Annotated in this window: 15 protein-coding genes; 10 read left to right on the top strand and 5 right to left on the bottom strand. The window is 41.4% G+C overall.

All coding sequences use genetic code 11. The features are described 5' to 3' along the window. Nucleotides 1-360: 360 nt before the first annotated feature. Complete coding sequence (locus BM146_RS17890) at nucleotides 361-1260, bottom strand: hypothetical protein (RefSeq protein WP_074891917.1); 900 nt, start codon at nucleotides 1258-1260, stop codon at nucleotides 361-363. Nucleotides 1261-1502: 242 nt separating this feature from the next. Between BM146_RS17890 and BM146_RS17885 the strand changes: the two genes are divergently transcribed. After that, a complete protein-coding gene (locus tag BM146_RS17885; protein WP_074891915.1) occupies nucleotides 1503-1970 on the top strand; it encodes a hypothetical protein in 468 nt (155 codons plus the stop codon). Nucleotides 1971-2239: 269 nt separating this feature from the next. Then, nucleotides 2240-4054 carry a flagellinolysin gene (locus tag BM146_RS20100; RefSeq protein ID WP_074891913.1) on the top strand — a complete coding sequence of 605 codons (1815 nt, stop codon included), beginning with the start codon at nucleotides 2240-2242 and terminating at the stop codon, nucleotides 4052-4054. Between the two features lie 196 nt (nucleotides 4055-4250). Here the strand turns inward: BM146_RS20100 and BM146_RS17875 are convergent, their stop codons facing one another. From BM146_RS17875 to BM146_RS17865, 3 genes are all read right to left on the bottom strand, one after another. Beyond that, nucleotides 4251-4463: a hypothetical protein gene (locus BM146_RS17875; RefSeq protein ID WP_074891911.1), complete on the bottom strand. Its 213-nt coding sequence runs from the start codon at nucleotides 4461-4463 to the stop codon at nucleotides 4251-4253. A gap of 103 nt (nucleotides 4464-4566) precedes the next feature. After that, nucleotides 4567-6255 (bottom strand): 2-hydroxyacyl-CoA dehydratase family protein, encoded by a 1689-nt coding sequence (locus tag BM146_RS17870; RefSeq protein ID WP_074891909.1) that lies wholly within the window; start codon nucleotides 6253-6255, stop codon nucleotides 4567-4569. 3 nt (nucleotides 6256-6258) lie between these two features. Beyond that, nucleotides 6259-7449, bottom strand: coding sequence for a 2-hydroxyacyl-CoA dehydratase family protein (locus BM146_RS17865; RefSeq protein ID WP_074891907.1), 1191 nt, complete (start codon nucleotides 7447-7449; stop codon nucleotides 6259-6261). Nucleotides 7450-7659: 210 nt separating this feature from the next. On the opposite strand from BM146_RS17865, the gene BM146_RS17860 reads away from it, so the two are divergent. From BM146_RS17860 to eno, 8 genes are all read left to right on the top strand, one after another. Next, entirely contained in the window at nucleotides 7660-8418 is a 759-nt protein-coding gene (locus BM146_RS17860; RefSeq protein WP_074891905.1) for an ATP-binding protein, read from the top strand. An 18-nt stretch (nucleotides 8419-8436) separates the two neighbouring features. Then, nucleotides 8437-9642 carry a 2-hydroxyacyl-CoA dehydratase family protein gene (locus BM146_RS17855; protein WP_074891903.1) on the top strand — a complete coding sequence of 402 codons (1206 nt, stop codon included), beginning with the start codon at nucleotides 8437-8439 and terminating at the stop codon, nucleotides 9640-9642. Beyond that, a complete protein-coding gene (locus BM146_RS17850) occupies nucleotides 9639-11414 on the top strand; it encodes a 2-hydroxyacyl-CoA dehydratase family protein (RefSeq protein WP_242949441.1) in 1776 nt (591 codons plus the stop codon). Before BM146_RS17855 ends, BM146_RS17850 begins: the two co-directional genes overlap by 4 nt. Before the next feature lie 185 nt (nucleotides 11415-11599). After that, on the top strand, nucleotides 11600-12394 hold the full coding sequence (locus BM146_RS17845; RefSeq protein ID WP_022776354.1) for an acyl-CoA dehydratase activase: 795 nt from the start codon (nucleotides 11600-11602) through the stop codon (nucleotides 12392-12394). Nucleotides 12395-12427: 33 nt separating this feature from the next. Beyond that, nucleotides 12428-12595, top strand: coding sequence for a hypothetical protein (locus BM146_RS19710; protein ID WP_177201736.1), 168 nt, complete (start codon nucleotides 12428-12430; stop codon nucleotides 12593-12595). Between the two features lie 12 nt (nucleotides 12596-12607). Next, nucleotides 12608-13321 carry a hypothetical protein gene (locus tag BM146_RS17840; protein WP_074891901.1) on the top strand — a complete coding sequence of 238 codons (714 nt, stop codon included), beginning with the start codon at nucleotides 12608-12610 and terminating at the stop codon, nucleotides 13319-13321. A gap of 29 nt (nucleotides 13322-13350) precedes the next feature. Continuing rightward, nucleotides 13351-15414 carry an oxidoreductase gene (locus BM146_RS17835; RefSeq protein ID WP_074891899.1) on the top strand — a complete coding sequence of 688 codons (2064 nt, stop codon included), beginning with the start codon at nucleotides 13351-13353 and terminating at the stop codon, nucleotides 15412-15414. Nucleotides 15415-15742: 328 nt separating this feature from the next. Continuing rightward, a complete protein-coding gene (gene eno, locus BM146_RS17830) occupies nucleotides 15743-17047 on the top strand; it encodes a phosphopyruvate hydratase (RefSeq protein ID WP_074891897.1) in 1305 nt (434 codons plus the stop codon). Nucleotides 17048-17237: 190 nt separating this feature from the next. On the opposite strand, the gene BM146_RS17825 is transcribed toward eno, so the two are convergent. Continuing rightward, the coding region (locus BM146_RS17825; protein ID WP_177201735.1) for a transposase at nucleotides 17238-17426 on the bottom strand (189 nt) is incomplete at its 5' end.

Genomic DNA, 17426 nt, shown 5'->3' with positions numbered 1-17426 from the left:
TCGTCGATGAGGCTTGGTTGACTCTTCACTCATATTCTCACGAAATCCGCAGTATATGCGGATTTCTGGAATTTAGTTCAAGATGTCATACTTTATTGTAAACGGACGCAGCCGAGCTGAAAGTGTAGGCATAGCTCTGTTCACTCTGATATTTTTCAATGTGATAAATTGGACATAAAACACCCACAAAAGCCTTGTTTCATACTTATTCATAACACAAGTCTTTTGTGGGTTTATTTATATCCATTTATCATCATTTCAAAATAAATCGTTCACATCACTATGCCTACACTTCCAGTTCGTCTGCTGTTCTTGCAAGAAAGTATATTTTTCTATTCCCCATCTATGCGGGTTACAATCTCAGAACAAATCCAATGTACTATCCAGATAGATTTCTTCCCTCACTTTTAGCTGATACTCTGGTTTAGTCATATAATACAGTAAAAACTCAAGTATTATTGCACTTCCAAGGCTTCTACCTTCAATCTTATAATGTGAAAAACCTTTAGGAGCATAAATGTTACAAATGTCGTCAGTGCCGATAAATCCGGGATTTTTCATAGCATCAGAAAACCTGTACCCTTTACTTGCATATGGTGAGACGCATATGTGATCATCACAGTTTTCTCCAAGATTCTTTCTGCTTACATTTTCGTAGCATTTTTTTCTGTCATAGCAACCATACCAACAACATTCATTACATAAAAACTCAGTTTTTTGCTTCATTTTATCTGGAAGGCTCTCAAGTTGTTGTAATTCCTTATTAAGCCTGAAATCAGGAACAACAAAGCGAAAGTCATCTCTTTTCAGTTCTTCTATAAAATTATCAAATTCTGTGATTACCTTTGTAGTTGATGATACAAAAAAGAATCCCGGATACCTGTCTTTTATATATTCAAGCAGTAAATCCGAATGGATAATAATCCCATTTTCTGTATTTCCATTTTTCTCAAACAAGGCACATAACTTATTACAGAACTTATCAGAAAGATGCTCATTGCGAAGAAGAGAATTACTGAAAGTTAAACGTGCGGATACATTATACTCCCTCATTAGGGATGCTACATTTTGCGGGGATTCATCTCCAAAGCCAACACGTCCTCCTCCCCACAGACAAACTCCCGGTGCACCATAAATGGAGCCTATCTCACACCAATCATAAAAGTACTCTTTATGTTCCCTAAAAAGAGGAAGAAATACTTTATAAAAATCATAAAATTCAAATAGTCCCGGCAGGTGATAATAGATTATTTGTTTCATTTTTATAGTTTAGACCTAACCTCATGCATTCTAAAATAATAGTAAAAATATAACATCGACAGGAGGTTTTGAAAATATTGGAATTTAAGAAGATGTATCTTTTAAATAGTAAAAAAAATATAAAGATATTCTTAACGGTTGATTAAATGTCAAAATGCTGACGCAATATGATGGATTTTGTTATTTTAGAATGGTACCCTTATTTATGAGGGGAAATCTATCTTATTGTGAGGAGCGAGATAATGAGAAAGAACTGTTTACTATATAAGTTTGCTATAAAAGTAGTTGGAACTGCTATTGCTCTTAGTCTGATCGTTAATCCGTATGATTGTTTTGCCAAGGAAAATGCGGTCAGTATAGAGAGTACAGTAGATAGCAATAAGGACGATATAGAAGAGATATTAAAAGATAGCACAGATAATAGTAATAAGAATGATACAGAAGAAATAGTAGAAGATAATAAAGAGGAAAGTACTCTGCAGGCGACATACAGCTATGTGGTTGGAGACCAGAATTTTAAAAGAGAGAAAAACGAAGAAGAGAATTCTATGGATGAAATACAGGTAATTTCGGATGAAGAAGTAGCAAGGAATGCGACATATGATGAAAAGCAGAATGATTTTGCGCTGCTTTTATTGATTATACTTGCATCCATCTCAAGTCTTGCTGCAGTAGAGGTTGCAAGAAGAAGGATTAAAAATAGAGTTTGAAAAAGTATAGTTTTTTGTTTTTCTGAGGAAAAACAAAAACCGGATAATCAAACTTTTTGAGGGGTTGCCCAGAAAGCGTAGCATTATTGCAACGCTTTCTTTTTGTGTGTGGTAAAATGGCCAAAAATATAAGTATAAAATATTTAGAAATAATAATGATATGACGATAAAATAATAGCAACAAGGAAGTATTAGCACATGCAAGGATGCTTTTTATGGAAATTCCCATAGAATGACGAAGTAGAAGGGAATGTAAGAGGGATCTTTGTATGGATATTCAGCATAACATAACAGCAATGAATTCTAATAGACAACTCGGTATAACGACTGGCCTTCAGAGGAAGTCGTCTGAAAAGTTGTCATCTGGTTACAAGGTGAATAGAGCTGCGGATGATGCGGCAGGGCTTGCCATTTCAGAGAAGATGAGAAGGCAGGTAAGGGGGCTTTCACAGGCTTCTTATAATGCACAGGATGGTATATCTTTTGTTCAGATTGCAGATGGGGCTCTTCATGAAGTTCATGACATGATACAGCGTGGTAATGAACTGGCAATCAAGGCTGCTAATGATACACTTACAGCAGAAGACAGATCTTATATCAATCAGGAAATAACTAAGTTAAAAGAAGAAATAGATGCAGTTGGTGGAAAAACAACATTTAATGAAATTCCGATCTTTCCAGCAAATGGGGCAGCAGCAAGGGAGGCAACAGCTGAACAAAAGGAGCTACTTGAAAGAATAGCAACTAAGATGATACCAAATGCGGTTTCTCAGATGGTTAGTGCATTATCAGGTTCTTTGGGTAATAGATTAAATACTTTGGCTGGATCAAATGCTGATATAGGTGCGATGGATCTACAGATATCTTATATAGATGGACCAAGTAATACGCTTGCTTATATGCAAGGTGGATTCTATGGTCGCAATGGTGCTGTAGATATATTTGCAGCGGAATCACTTCTAATGAAAGTAGATTCAGCAGATTATACGTCAAATACATTGGATGAAAGCACAGAGCAGATGCTGGAATCAACCATAGCTCATGAGTTGATGCATGGATTAATGGATCTGACTCTTCCAGAAGGAATGTGGAGAGCCGATGCAGATACGAGCCTCAATTTTCCTAAATGGTTCGTTGAAGGAACAGCACAGCTTATAGGTGGAGGGTTTACAACAGGATGGAATGATGCGCTCTTTTATATGAGCGACGAAACAGCAGTAGCAAATTATCTTAGACAATATACTGTTGAAGATCGTGTTTATGGGCATGGCTATTTGGCATGTGCGTATCTTTGCCAGCTTGCTAGTGGACAAAGCGGCGTAAGTCAAGGTTCTCTTCAAAGCGGTGCTAATGCAATATTCAATGCACTATTGAACAATTATGATAATTATGCAAATGGAGGCACAGTTAATTCTTTCGAGGATACCATCAATAGTGTTATTTCTGGTTCGTGTTTAACTGTTTCACAAGTGATAAGTAATATCAATAACGGTGAAGGAAATGCAGCTTCTTTTGTAAAAAAATTAGTTGATGCTAGTAGAAGTTCATCTTCATTAAACGGAGCAGGGTCCATCATCGCGTCAGGTGGTCTTAGTTCAACAGATGTACTTGGTTCGTCCGTTTCAGCTCAACAGGCGATGTTTGTAAAAGGCGCAAGCGCAAGTGGAACTTCAGGCGGCGATGATGCAACACTTATTCTTCAGGTAGGTTCAGAGTCATCTTCTGATAATCAGATAGCACTTAAGCGGTTTGCGATGTCCGCATCGGCAATAGGTGTATCAAATGCGAATACTCTTACAAGTACAGATGCTCTTGAGGCTATAGGATATTTCAAAGGTGCTCTGATGAATATAAGCGCAATGCGTTCCTATTATGGAGCTATGCAGAACCGCTTGGAGCATACAGTCAAGAATCTTGATAATGTAGTCGAAAATACTCAGGCGGCAGAATCAAGAATTCGTGATACGGACATGGCTGAAGAAATGGTGCGCTATTCTAATCAGAATATTCTGCAGCAGGCAGGTCAGTCTATGCTGGCTCAGGCTAATCAAACCAATCAAGGAGTGTTATCGTTATTGCAATAAGTTTACATAGTGTATAAAGTCCCATGAATTATGAAAATTCGGATAATCAAACTTTTTGAGGGTTTGCCAAAGTTTTTGAGGGTCTGACTTGAAAAGTAGCCCCTCACGATAGCCCCTCAAACTAGACCCTCAAAATGATTGACACTCAAAAACTTTGAATACCCCAAAAACCTATATTGATTTTGAAACTATGTATTTAGAAGTCTTCTGAAACATTCTCTTTACTTGAATAAGGAGTTAGGGTGTTGTCTTTGCGTTTCATGTTGTCGAAGCGCTTTACCATCATTGGTTCCCAAATGTAAAAGAGAAACTTTCCATCGAGGTCAAAATAGAATACAGCAAATAGGATTCCGTATATGGCTGCGAAGATTCCTAATATTTTGAAAATAATTTTTGTTAGTTTATTCATATCGCTTTTCCTTATGAATTTTTTTATATAAAGCTTCATGATAATATGTTCAACATGCTATCTGAGCTTATCCTGTCCATTATGCAAATAAGTTTAAGTAGCATTACCAGCTCTGGTCATCGTCAAAATCAAGAAGTGAAGGATCCAGAGGAGTTTCTCTCATTACTGTTGTCATGTAATCGTTGATGATACGACGGATTTCTTTCCTGGAGACTGTGCGCTTATCAGGAAGAGCATGAGGAACCCAGATTGCATGGATGTTACGCTTTCTGAATTCGTCTTCGAATACGCCGTGGATGCCCTGCATTCCTTTGCACTGTAGCTGATCGTACATGATGACCATATCGCAGTTGAAGCGTTCCATGTAATCAAAGAGGGACAGAATGTGCTCATGTCCGCCGACAGCCATGGCTCTCATAGGTGCCTTCTCGTTAAAACAGGACAGATCCTCAAGAGCGTGCTCGTAAGTATCTGTTCTGAGATACTGATCAAACATAAGAGAGTCCATGTTGATAACGCAGTTGATTCCCCAGCAGTTGTAAGCCCAGGTGCACCAGTTTGAATAATACAAAGGAGCGCAGCTCCAGGCAATCGCGCGGTGTCTTGTCTTTGGGAAGGTTTCAATCTTGTTCTTTACAGTCTTGTTCATGATGCGCTTTACATGCTCATCCATTTCATGCCAGATTGGCCTGTCACCGTCCTGAGAATAGTAGATTCTGTAAAGAGCCTGTGCAACACCATTGATAGGATAATACTTGGTGTTGGCTGCAACGTCCCATTTTTCCCATTCAAACTCAGTAAGCTTGTTAAAGCTCTTAGCCCATTTTACGTACTCATCCCAGTCAAACTTAACTCCATACTGTTCCTCGATGAATTTCCAGCAGCCTTCGATCTCTTTCTGGCAGTGTTCCTGAACAAGAGGATCATCGTATCTCATGGGCTGTGGCATTGCATAAAGAGGTCTGTTGAGGAACCAGTCCTGAAGAACTGAAGTAGCAACAGAACCATCGCAGGCTTCATTGGAAGTCACCATAGTGGGAGCGTAGTCCGGATAATCATCAAGGACAAAGAGTCCGTATTCCGCCTGACACATTGGACATGGGTCAGCAGGAAGACCGATGGACTGCGCTGCATCAATATAGTTAAGAACCGTGTGGTTATTTACATGAACTGAAACGAAGTAAGGAATCATCTCAAGAGCAACATCTTCAAGCTCTTTTCTGAATGGGTAAAAGATATTTCCGCTTACTGTTTCGTTGTGAGCAATGTTCTTGTTCCATCTTTCAGGAGTTTTGCCGCCATGCAACTTTTTGTCTGAAGCAAACATGCACATGAACTGACGGATTGTCTCACTTACCATGCCTCTGTAGTGCCAGGCAGAAGCAGCAAGAGCATCTCCGCGCATGCCCTCAAGACCTCTGTCGAACCAGTGCATAACGGAAAGGTAAGTCTGGCCCATCCATCTATATCTGAAGGTTCCTTTTGCAAAATCAACAAGTGACTTTGGACCTTCACCGCCATACTTCATGATGTCGGTTACCATATGAGCGTAGTTGTAAAGCCAGATCATGTTGAAGTAGTACATGGTGTCCTTTACGCCTCGCCATTCACGGTGCTTATAAAGACCTGTGCCATCAACATAGAGCTTTCCAAGATTTCTCTCTTCATGAGGTTTTCCGTACCAGAAGTCCTTGAGATCTTTTTTCAGATCCTTTGGTTTATTTTTTTCCTCAGGGCTTTTCTCAACTACGAAAAGCTTCCTGTAAGTATCTTTTATCTCTGATAGTTTCATGTCTTAGGCCCCCTCTTTACGTAAGTTTTTAAGCTCAATACTTTCTACAAAGGCCTGGAACCTGGTCCTTAACTGGCCAACAGCGTTGTTGACGTACTCTTTCTCGATGGAGCATACAGGAATACCAAAGTCTCTTGGAATTATGAGAGTATCGATCGTGCGTTCATAGCTCCAGTACTCACAGAATTTCATCTGCGAAATGATGATTCCGTCTACGTCATATTCCTTGGCAAGGTCAGCCAGATACTGCTTTCTTTCACGCATTATATGCTGCTCCATGAAACGAGGACACATACTGGTTTCAAGATAATGTCTTGCTATTGCGCGAAGTGGTGTCTCGCCTTCTTTTACTACAATTTCTTCACGGCCCGGAAGAGAGCCATAGCAGTGCCTGTCAGCAACAACAAGGGCGCCGCACTCCTCGATTAGCTTAATGAAGTCAGGGTCATCTTCTTCAGATCCGGTCAAAAGAACTTTCACACGATAGTTCTTTTTGACATCAGGTTCTCTAGTCTTTAGCTGCTCTGCAATATCACGGAGTTTATCGATGATAAGGTGCTTAGGGCATGTAAGAGTTGTGAGCATTATGATAGAAAATTCCCAACCTGTGATTGTTGGATTTTTAAGCTTTCTGTAGCTGCCAATCTCCTGGATGAGTCTGCATACTTCATTGTGCTGCTCAATTGCCTTTATAAGAGCTTCGTCGCTTGTATCGATTCCAAATTTTTCGTGGAGCTTGTCAAGGACATGAACCTTAAGTTGCTGTTCATAGTGCGTTATTGAGTTTGAATTTTTCTTAAATGGTACGTCTGTGAATTCACAGAAGAAATCAGGGTTATGGATAACGTCCATAAGCTGTAAATGCTCTTGAAAACGGCATGTTACGGTACAAGTTTCGGTTGCCATCTGAGCATCAAGAAAATTATAGCCACCTTCTAAGGCCCTTTCTAAAAGGCATCTGCCGTACATACATGTCCTGTTTGTCATGTAGTATGTTGCCATTTCAGGCGAAGTGGAGCGCGGAGCGCGAAGACGCACAGAAAAACAACCCGGCAGATCTAATAAAACTTCAGGCATAAAATAACAGGTATAGCCCAAAGCTTTAAGCCCCTCATCTCTACCTTTTTTCACTAATGGGTTGGCAGCTTCCTGTAAAAGGTCCTCGAACTCAAAAATGTGAACGAGATCTTTCATATGATGTTTTCCCCCTACTCTATTTATGTTGTGGACTTAGAACGTCCAGAGTTTCCCCGAATGAAACGAAATACCAAAGTTTTCTAAAACTAATCATAGCATAGTTTATTTACAAAGTTTACTTTTTTTTCATAATTATGTACTAAAATTTACTAAATTGTATTATGATATTAATATATTCTTTGTGCAAAAGTCTAATAAGGGGGAGAAATGGCTAATACAGTCGTAATTGCGCTTACAGGCAAAGGAGGCGTGGGGAAAACTTCACTTTGTGCTGCAATAGTGCGCGTTCTTACTGAAGAGAAAAAAGATTCTAAAATTCTGGCAATTGATGCTGACCCTGCAGTGGGGCTTTTGATCTCACTTGGGGCAAAATCTTCTTATACCCTTGATCAGATCAGAAAAAGTGTAGCAGATGATGTAACAGGGAAACTACGGGATACTCAGGATATTTTGGCTGAGGCCAAGTTCAAGATAATGGATGCCATTGAAGAGCAGAACGGATTTTCTTTTCTGGCGATCGGAAGACCCGAGGCCGCAGGCTGCTATTGTGCGATAAATGCTTATCTGAAAAAAGTCATCGAGATGGTGGCTAACGATTTTGACTATGTCGTTATTGACGGTGAAGCCGGTATTGAGCAGATAAACAGAAGAGTTCTTGAGAAGGTTACGCATCTTATTTGCGTTTCAGATCAGAGCAGGAAAGGACTTGATATCATTGAAACTATCAAGAACGTAGCTGATGAGCTTGTTATGTATGATGAGATTGGACTTATCGTTAACAGGGCGCCGCTTCCTGAAAAGGTTACGGAAAAAGAGATTGGCGGCGTAAGAGTCATTTCAGTCATTCCGCAGGATGATGACATGACTGAAAATGATATTGAGGGCAAGAACATATTTGAGCTTCCGGAAGGCTCCACGATTTTAGAAGGAACCAGGGCAGCTCTTAAAAATCTAAACATCATCTGATGTTGGAAGGGGGATAAAGTGCAAGATTTAAAGCATCTGATTACTTTTGAAAATTTGCTGGACGATGCAGCGAATGAAATGGTAAAAGAAGCTCAAAGTCAGGGGGAGTATGCAATTGGGTATACTTGCTATCACATGCCTGAAGTGCTCCTTAACGTGGACAATTGCTTTTCAGTTCGCATGAGAGCACCAAGGACAGGTTCTATCGACATATCAACTTACTATATGTCAAATTATACCTGCGAGTTTGCCAGATCTCTCCTTGAAAGAGGAATAGAGGGAGGTTACGGATTTCTTGATGGGATTGCCGGTGTTGATGCCTGTTCAGCTATGAACAGATGCTATGAGCATCTTGAGATATTGGATTGTAATAAAAAACCACATTTTTTCGTTACCCATACAGATGTTCCGTACAAGGTTGAAAACTACAATGTAGACCAGGTTGCAACACAGATGAGGCTTCGACTTTTGGATGTGATGCACGAAAAGCTCGGGACAGATGTCTCTGACAGTGCCATTAAAAAAGCCGTTGAAGAGCACAACAGGCTTTGCAGAGTCATAACTGAGATAGGTAATCTTAGGAAACTCGATAATCCTCCGGTTACAGGATACGAGTTTCATGTAATATGCCTCGTAAGTTATTGCTGTCCTACTAAAAAGATACTGCCGCTGCTTGAGGAAACATTAGAGGAGATCAAGGCAAGAAAGACTGATCCTAAGCCTTTCTACAGGGCAAGAGTAGTGGTTGTGGGCTCTGAAGTTGATGACCTTGATTTTACAAGGCTTCTAGAAGAGTCTGGAGCTATGGTTGTTGCGGACAGGTACTGCTACGGATCATTCCCGGGAAGGGAAGAGATAGTCCTTAATGATGATGAGGATATCCTCAAGCAGATTGCAAGGCACTATATGAAGACTAGCGAATGCCCAAGGTATATGGCTGAAGAGAAGATTGCTCAAAGGCGTGAGACAGCTGACAGACTGGCAAAAGAATTTAAGGCAGACGGAATCATCTATGAACAGATGAAGTACTGCGATTTCTGGGCATTTGAAAGACCACTTGCAAGCCACATCCTCACTGAAGAGTATGGATGGCCTACGCTTTCAATTGACAGATCCTACAATGTACATAACTCCGGGCAACTACGGACAAGATTCCAGGCTTTTGTTGAAGCCCTTGAGATCAAGAGGATAAGAAACAGTGCCAGAAAGGAGGCCGTCCTATGAAATATATAGACCCCAAAAATTTCAGATTAAAGGATGAGATCGACTGGAAGGCCCAAGCTGAGAATATAAAAGAAATAGCCGGAATTGTCGGAGAAATTGCAAAAGAAACCGACTGGAAGGATGTTGCAAAGTCCATCGGGAAAGATGCAAAGGGCTTTAAGAAAAGGCTTCTTCATGAAGCAGATCTTTTGAAAAACATGTCTCCTGATGAGATAAAAGATCTTGTGATAAACGGAGAAAAGCAGCTTGGAAAACTCTATGCTACAGGAAAAATGGCCACAGTAAGAAGAGAGTGGCGCGGCGTAAAAGACACAGCGGTTGACTTCTGTGAATGGGGAAGAATGTGGGCAATGCTTCTTGCCACATTTTCAAAAGACCTGGTGCCGGCCATGATGGGAGCTGTTCATTACAGATGGATGATCTCATATTTCTGTTGTCACTCTTTTATGGATAAAAATACAATGGGACTTCGAGGAAGAGCGCTGAAGATGCACCACGAACTCATCTATGCAATATTCAGATATGTTGCAGAGAATCTGGTGCTCCTTATGAAATCCGATGAAAAGGTCGGAAACAGCACAGCACTTTCTAAAAAGATAGTTCTTTTTGATGAGATGACAATGTCTCAGATAATGGCAGGATTCCCTGATCTTATCGGAATTCCTTACCAGCTTATGCCGGTATTTCTTTTGTCTGAGATTGATCAGCTGGCATGCATGCCTTATATCGATGCGATTGAGTCCTATGGACTTCCATCAGACACATGTCCTGTACCGTCTTCAGAATGCGGAGCGGTTGTGGTTGATGCCCTTCCTCACATGGGGGCGTGCTTCATTTCAAGCTCAATGCCTTGTGACGGTTCAGTAATGGCATCATCTTACACAAGCAGAAGATTTAAGGATCTTCCCACATATCACCTGGCTTTCCCTGTAAGGTATGAGGACGAGTCCATCATGGATGCAGCGGTAAAAGACATAAGAGGATGCATAAAGTTCATCGAAGAAAACACCGGAGCTAAGTGGAGCTGGGATGCATATTTTGCAGCAATGAAGCGCTTTAACGAAGAAACAAAGTATGAGCTTCAAAAGTGGGAGATAAACCAGACACCGCATCCACAGCTGATAGGACCGTGTTATGAACTCTTTAGAAAGTGGAATTACGAGATGGACGGCGGTCTTGATCCAAGGATCATCTCGACATTCAAAAAGGTCGACCAGCTCATGCTAAAGGCCTACGAGCACAGGGATGAAGCCTGGAGAGGCAAGATGAAATACAGAGCGATCGTTTGGTCGATACCTGCTCACTATTATGCTAACTTCTCCAACTGGATGGCCAATTGCTGGGGCGTAGATATCCTTGTTGAGATGGAATCACTTAACTTTACAAAGCCTCTTGAAACGGAAAATAAGGACGAGGCACTTAAGGACCTGGCTAGACTCTATGAGCGAATGGTTATGAGAAGGCATACCAATGGCGGTTACGACCACGTTGTTACAGAGCTCTGGAGGCAGTGCGAGATCTGGAATGTTGACTTTGTTCTTATGTATCAGCATGTATCCTGCAAGAACATGGCTACTGTTCAGGGACTTTTTGAGGAACAGGCAAGAGAGAGGGGCATCAAGCTTTTGTGGTGCAGCCATGACCTGATGGATCCAAGAACAGTTTCAAGAAAAGACATGCGAGCAACAGTCAATGAATTTATGAGAACCGTGATGAAGGCCGAGCCTGTGGATCCTTCATTGGTAGACTTTGAAGATGATACTACGTGGTAATATGGTTTTTCAAAGTCATGTATTTTCTTACTTGCAAGAAAAAATACATGACCTTGAAAACCAAACAGACATGAGGAAGTAGCATGATAATGCGGATTCCGAATGTCTGTAGCATGTCGGGAACGAAGTGGAGACATGCATATATTACCAAAAACATAAAAACATAATTTTGGAGGGAGATTATAATGAAATACTTTGGAGGATGTGACGTAGGATCAACCTACACAAAAGCCGTTATTGTTGATGAGAACGGTAAGATGGTTGCTAACACTACGCTTAAGAGCAAGATTGTAGCACAGGAATCAGCTGAGATGGCCATGAAGGAGGTTGTATCTCAGGTACCTGAACTTCACGATACAAGAGATCTTTCATACCTTATCGGTACAGGATACGGACGAAACAAGGTTCCATTTGCGGATGAGAATATTTCAGAGATCTCATGCCACGCTATGGGCGTACATGTAACAAATCCAAACGTTAAAGCCATTATCGATATCGGTGGACAGGACGTTAAGGGTATCGCCATTGATACAGACGGAACAGTTAAAAACTTCGCCATGAACGATAAATGTGCTGCCGGAACAGGAAGATTCTTTGAGGCTATGGCTCGTTCCTTTGAAATGTCTCTTGAAGACTTCTCAAAGCTTTCTCTTTCTGCAAAGAACGTTATTCCTATCACTGCTCAGTGCACTGTTTTCGCTGAGTCTGAGGTTATCACACTTGTTGGTGAAGGAAAGCCTATGGATGAGATTGCAGCCGGAATCGAGATGGCTGTAGCAAAGAGATGCTTTGTTATGTCCAAGAAGGCCGGAGCAACTGATTCCATCACACTTTCTGGTGGATGCGCTAAAAACGATGGACTTAAGGCTGCGATTGAGCAGGTACTTAAGCTTAAAGTTGTTGAGCTTTCAGTTGATCCTCAACTTATGGGAGCCCTTGGAGCAGCAGAGTACGCAAGACAAAAAGGGCTTGCAAGCTAAAAGACTTTTGTAGATTTGAAAGGAAAACTTTCGATGAGTAAGGTATTCAAGACTTTTTTTACAATCTTTAAAATACTGTCAATTGTTACGGGAGTTCTCTTTATAATTTATTTCTGGAATCTGGATCAGAAGCTTATGGCGTGGGCTTATGTTCAGGTCAATAAGATCTTTGACAGAAAGAAAGCAGACATTAAATTCTAACGGAGCCCTTCTATGAAACTTTATGACAGCATAATCGCGGAGACCATGGAGAAGGTTTCTGCAAAGACTTATAAAAAATATTCCTATGACAGGAATAGTGCATGGAAACTCCTTGATAACACGGAGTTTATCATGCAAAGAGATGCAGCCTTAGAGCTTGGCGGAATGCGTGAGCCCTCAGTAAACTACACCTGCGTGACTACTGATTCCGATATTTCTGAGGATGAGATATTGGTTGTGGGAAAAGACATTACTGAAATAAATGGAAGTATTTCTTTTGCCCGGGTGATCATTCTGGAAACAAGCGATCTTGGAGAAGAGACAGACAGCGAAAAAGCCTTTGGAACCATAAGAAATCTTGATTTTGTAAGATACCATGTATATCCGGAAGGGTATATGGTCAGGGTATCTGCCAGCAGTAACCTCGAGCAGGTAAGGGTCAGCAAGGATGCTCTTAAAAGAGGTATCTCTTTTAGCAGGGTTGGAAGTTCGTACATATCCAAGTATAAAGAGCTTCCGGAAGTAAAAAAGGTCAGAGTCATTTTTATTACTGACAAAGAGTTGGTCGAGAGCCTTGTTCCAAACGCAGACAAGGTAGACAAGATCACAAGGACGCTTACGAACATACTTGACGGAATGCCCACAGATTGCGGACATTGCAGCATGAAAGCGGTGTGCGACGAGGTTGATGGTCTTAAGGAATTGCATCTTAAAAAGAAAAACTGAAACACTATAGACACTAAAGGGGGATGACAATGAAGCAGGAATATGAGGCGCTTTTTACACCTTGGAAAATTGGAAACCTGGAAATAAAGAACAGAATTGTTTTGGCACCTATGGGCGGAACCTGCATCTTTGGCTGGATGGAGCCAACAGGAAGTCATTTTGATAAGGAGGCAGCAAGGCTCTTACTTAAGATCGCCAAATATGATTGCGGCCTTGTGATTCCGGGTATAGCACCTGTTAAGGATATGCTTGGGGGAAAGTGGCTTTACCAGAATAAAAAGAAATTCAAAGAACTGGCAGAGTTTATGGATGAATTTCATAAGACCGGCGCCAAGATGTTCATTCAGATGACAGCAGGCTTTGGAAGATCTATGGCGCTTACTGCGCCCCTTGCCATGCTTGCAAAAAATAAAGCACTTAATACTCTTGCAAAACCTATTATCGATGCAGAGTATCTGACTGCAGCCCCTTCAGTTCTGCCAAACAGATGGGCAGATGACGTTACAACAAGGGCTATCACCAAGAAAGAGATTGAGCAGATAATCTATGCTTTTGGCGAGACAGCAAGACTTTGCAAAGAGGCAGGAGTAGACGGAGTTGAAGTGCATGCGGTCCATGAAGGATATCTTTTGGATCAGTTCACTTTAAAATACACCAACCACAGAACTGACGAATACGGCGGCTCTTTTGAGAACAGATACAGATTTGCTGCTGAGATCGTAAAAGAGATAAAGAAGACCTGCGGAGACGACTTCCCTGTTTCTCTAAGATATTCCGTAAGATCAATGACAAAGGCTTTCCAGTATGGCGCTATGCCGGGAGAAGACTTTGAGGAGATCGGACGTGACATGGAAGAGTCCGAAAAGGCTGTTAAGTTCCTTCAGGATGCAGGCTATGACATGCTTAACTGCGACAACGGAACCTATGATGCCTGGTACTGGGCACATCCACCACAGTACATGCCTGTTAATTGCAACCTCGAGGACGTAGAACACATCAAAAAGTTCGTAGATATCCCGGTTGTATGTGCAGGTAAAATGGAACCCCTTGCCGGAGCAAAAGCAATCCGTGAAGGCGGAATCGACGCTATGGCTGTGGGCAGACAGTTCCTTGCAGATCCTAAGTGGGTTACCAAGATTGAGAGAGAAAAAGAAGCTGATATCAGGCCATGTATCTGTTGTCATTCAGCATGCTTTAACCTTACAAAGCACAATGGAACAGCCAATGACCAGGATCTTTCAGAGTCTGCAGGAATGTGTAAATGTGCGGTCAATCCCCGCTCTATGCAGTCAGTTAAGTACAGAGTCATTCAGACCAGGAAGCCTAAAAAGGTTGCCATTATCGGTGGCGGTGTAGGTGGAATGGAAGCTGCAAGAATACTGGCACTTCGCGGACACAAACCTGTGATCTATGAAAAGACTAGTGACCTTGGCGGAGTATTTATCGCCGCAGCTGCACCTGAATTCAAGGAAAAGGATAAAGAATTCATTGCATGGCAGAAGAGACAGATAAAAAAGCTTGGCGTTGAGATCCACTATAACATGGAAGTAAGAGCAGGAAGCCTTCCTCAGGCTGATGAGTACATCATCGCAACAGGCGCTGAGGCTAACAGAATTCCAATTCCCGGAGCAGCCGAATATGCTATGGATGCTACAGATTATCTTCTTGATAAAAAGAAAGTAGGAGATAATGTAGTCATCATCGGCGGTGGTCTTACAGGTTGCGAGATTGCTCTGGATCTTTTCCGCAAGGGAAAGCACCCTCAGATCGTTGAAATGAAGGATGACCTGATCGCAGTCAAGAACATGTGCCTTGCAAACACCAGCTACTTAAGAGACTGCTTTAAGACCAATGAAGTTCCGGTTTATCTAAATGCGTCTGTTAAGAGTATTTCACCGCATGAAGTTGAGATTGGACTTAATGATGGAAGAGTAAAGAAACTTCCTGCGGATTCAGTCATCATGTCAGTAGGTTATCATCCGATACCTATCATGAAAGAGGCCAAAAACGTTCATCTCCTCGGAGACTGCAAAAAGGTAGGCAATATCAGAAGCGCCATCTGGGGCGCCTGGGATATAGCAATGAAGATTTAAAAATGCAGATCAAAGGATTTCTGGTCAATTTCTTCAAATACAGACCCTCAAAGGCGCCACAAAAAGCACCGTGAGGGTCTTCATATATTCTAAAGACACCGTTTTTATCTGCAATGACATTGGGACGTTACTGAAAGGTACATCCCGATGTTTACAGAGGAACGAAACGCAGATGTAGTCAAGAAAGTGCATATCAGAGATGGCAGTGAAATATTCATTGATACAAGGAGTGGAGAATTGTTGAGAAAAATTATTGATAACAAAATAGAAATGTGATGCCTGTTATGATATATTGTAAGCGTATGCTAACACTAGAAGGAGGCAATTTATGAAAGATTATTTACAGATTGTACAGGTTATTGGTAGAGAGATTCTTGATTCAAGAGGAAATCCTACTGTTGAGGCAGAGGTTACTCTTGCTGATGGGACAGTAGCAACAGGTACAGCACCCAGCGGTGCATCAACAGGTGAGTTTGAGGCATTGGAGCTTAGAGACGGCGATAAGTCAAGATACCTTGGAAAAGGCGTTACAAAGGCTGTAGAGAATATCAATACAATTATTAATGACGCCATTGAGGGAATGGATGCATCAGATACTTATGCTGTAGATGCAGCAATGATAAAGGCTGACGGAACAAAGGATAAATCAAAGCTTGGAGCAAACGCAATTTTGGCAGTTTCAATTGCGACAGCAAGAGCAGCTGCTAAGAGTCTTGATATTCCTCTTTATAGATTCCTTGGTGGAGTATCAGGAAACAGATTACCTGTTCCTATGATGAATATTTTAAATGGTGGCGCACATGCTGACAGCGCAGTAGATACACAGGAATTCATGATTATGCCTGTAGGAGCTCCTTCTTTTAAAGAAGCACTTCGCTGGTGTGCAGAAGTGTTCCACAATCTTAAGAAACTTATTAAAGATATGGGAGATGTTACAGCAGTTGGTGATGAGGGTGGATTTGCACCAAATCAGCTAAAGAGTGATGAAGAAGCTATCGAGAAGATTCTTGAAGCAATAAAGGCAGCAGGATTTGAGCCTGGAAAAGACTTTATGATCGCTATGGATGCTGCTGCATCTGAGTGGAAGAGTGAAAAAGGAAAGGGCTTCTATAAGCAGCCTAAGTCAGGAAAAGAGTTCACATCAAATGAGCTTATTGCTCACTGGGAGAGTCTTGTTGACAAGTATCCGATCATTTCCATCGAAGACGGACTTGATGAGGAAGACTGGGAAGGCTGGCAGAAAATGACAGCCAAGATTGGTAACAAGGTTCAGCTCGTGGGAGATGACCTGTTTGTTACTAACACTGAGAGACTTAGTAAGGGTATTTCTCTTGGCGCAGGAAACTCTATCCTTATTAAGCTTAACCAGATTGGTTCTGTATCAGAGACTCTTGAAGCCATCAAGATGGCTCACAATGCAGGCTATACTGCTATTTCTTCTCATCGTTCAGGAGAAACCGCAGATACAACAATCGCAGACCTGGCTGTTGCGCTTAACACATGCCAGATCAAGACAGGTGCACCTAGCCGTTCAGAGCGTGTAGCCAAGTACAATCAGCTTCTCAGAATTGAAGAGATGCTTGGCGACAGCGCAGTATATCCCGGAATGGATGCATTTCATGTAAAGAAATGATTGTTTTATCATACTTTGCTTTTTACTCATATAAACAATTTCAAATAAACTGAAACATAGGATAATTGCTTGAGAATATCAGCGATTATCCTATGTTTTATTTTGAAAATGAGACAGACAAGTTAGAATCGCTTATAAATATCGTGCGAGAAAACCCCTTCCGATGAAATCGGTTGTGGGATGAATCGCACTAGCTTTTCTTTTTGTATTTCCCAGTCTTAATGTATTTGCGTTTGTGTTCTTCTGTTCGCTGATCTTCAATATATTTCTTAACAGTATCAAGAGAAACACTTCCGGTAGTGGCGCAAAAGTAACTTGCGCTCCAGAAGGGTGAATCTCCCCACAGATACTTTTCTACATGAGTCCTATATGTATTTCT

The organism is Butyrivibrio proteoclasticus, from assembly GCF_900115735.1.
Lineage (GTDB): Bacteria > Bacillota > Clostridia > Lachnospirales > Lachnospiraceae > Butyrivibrio > Butyrivibrio proteoclasticus_B.
Note: the sequence above shows the minus strand (reverse complement) of the source record. Positions and strands in the feature narration are given on the sequence as shown.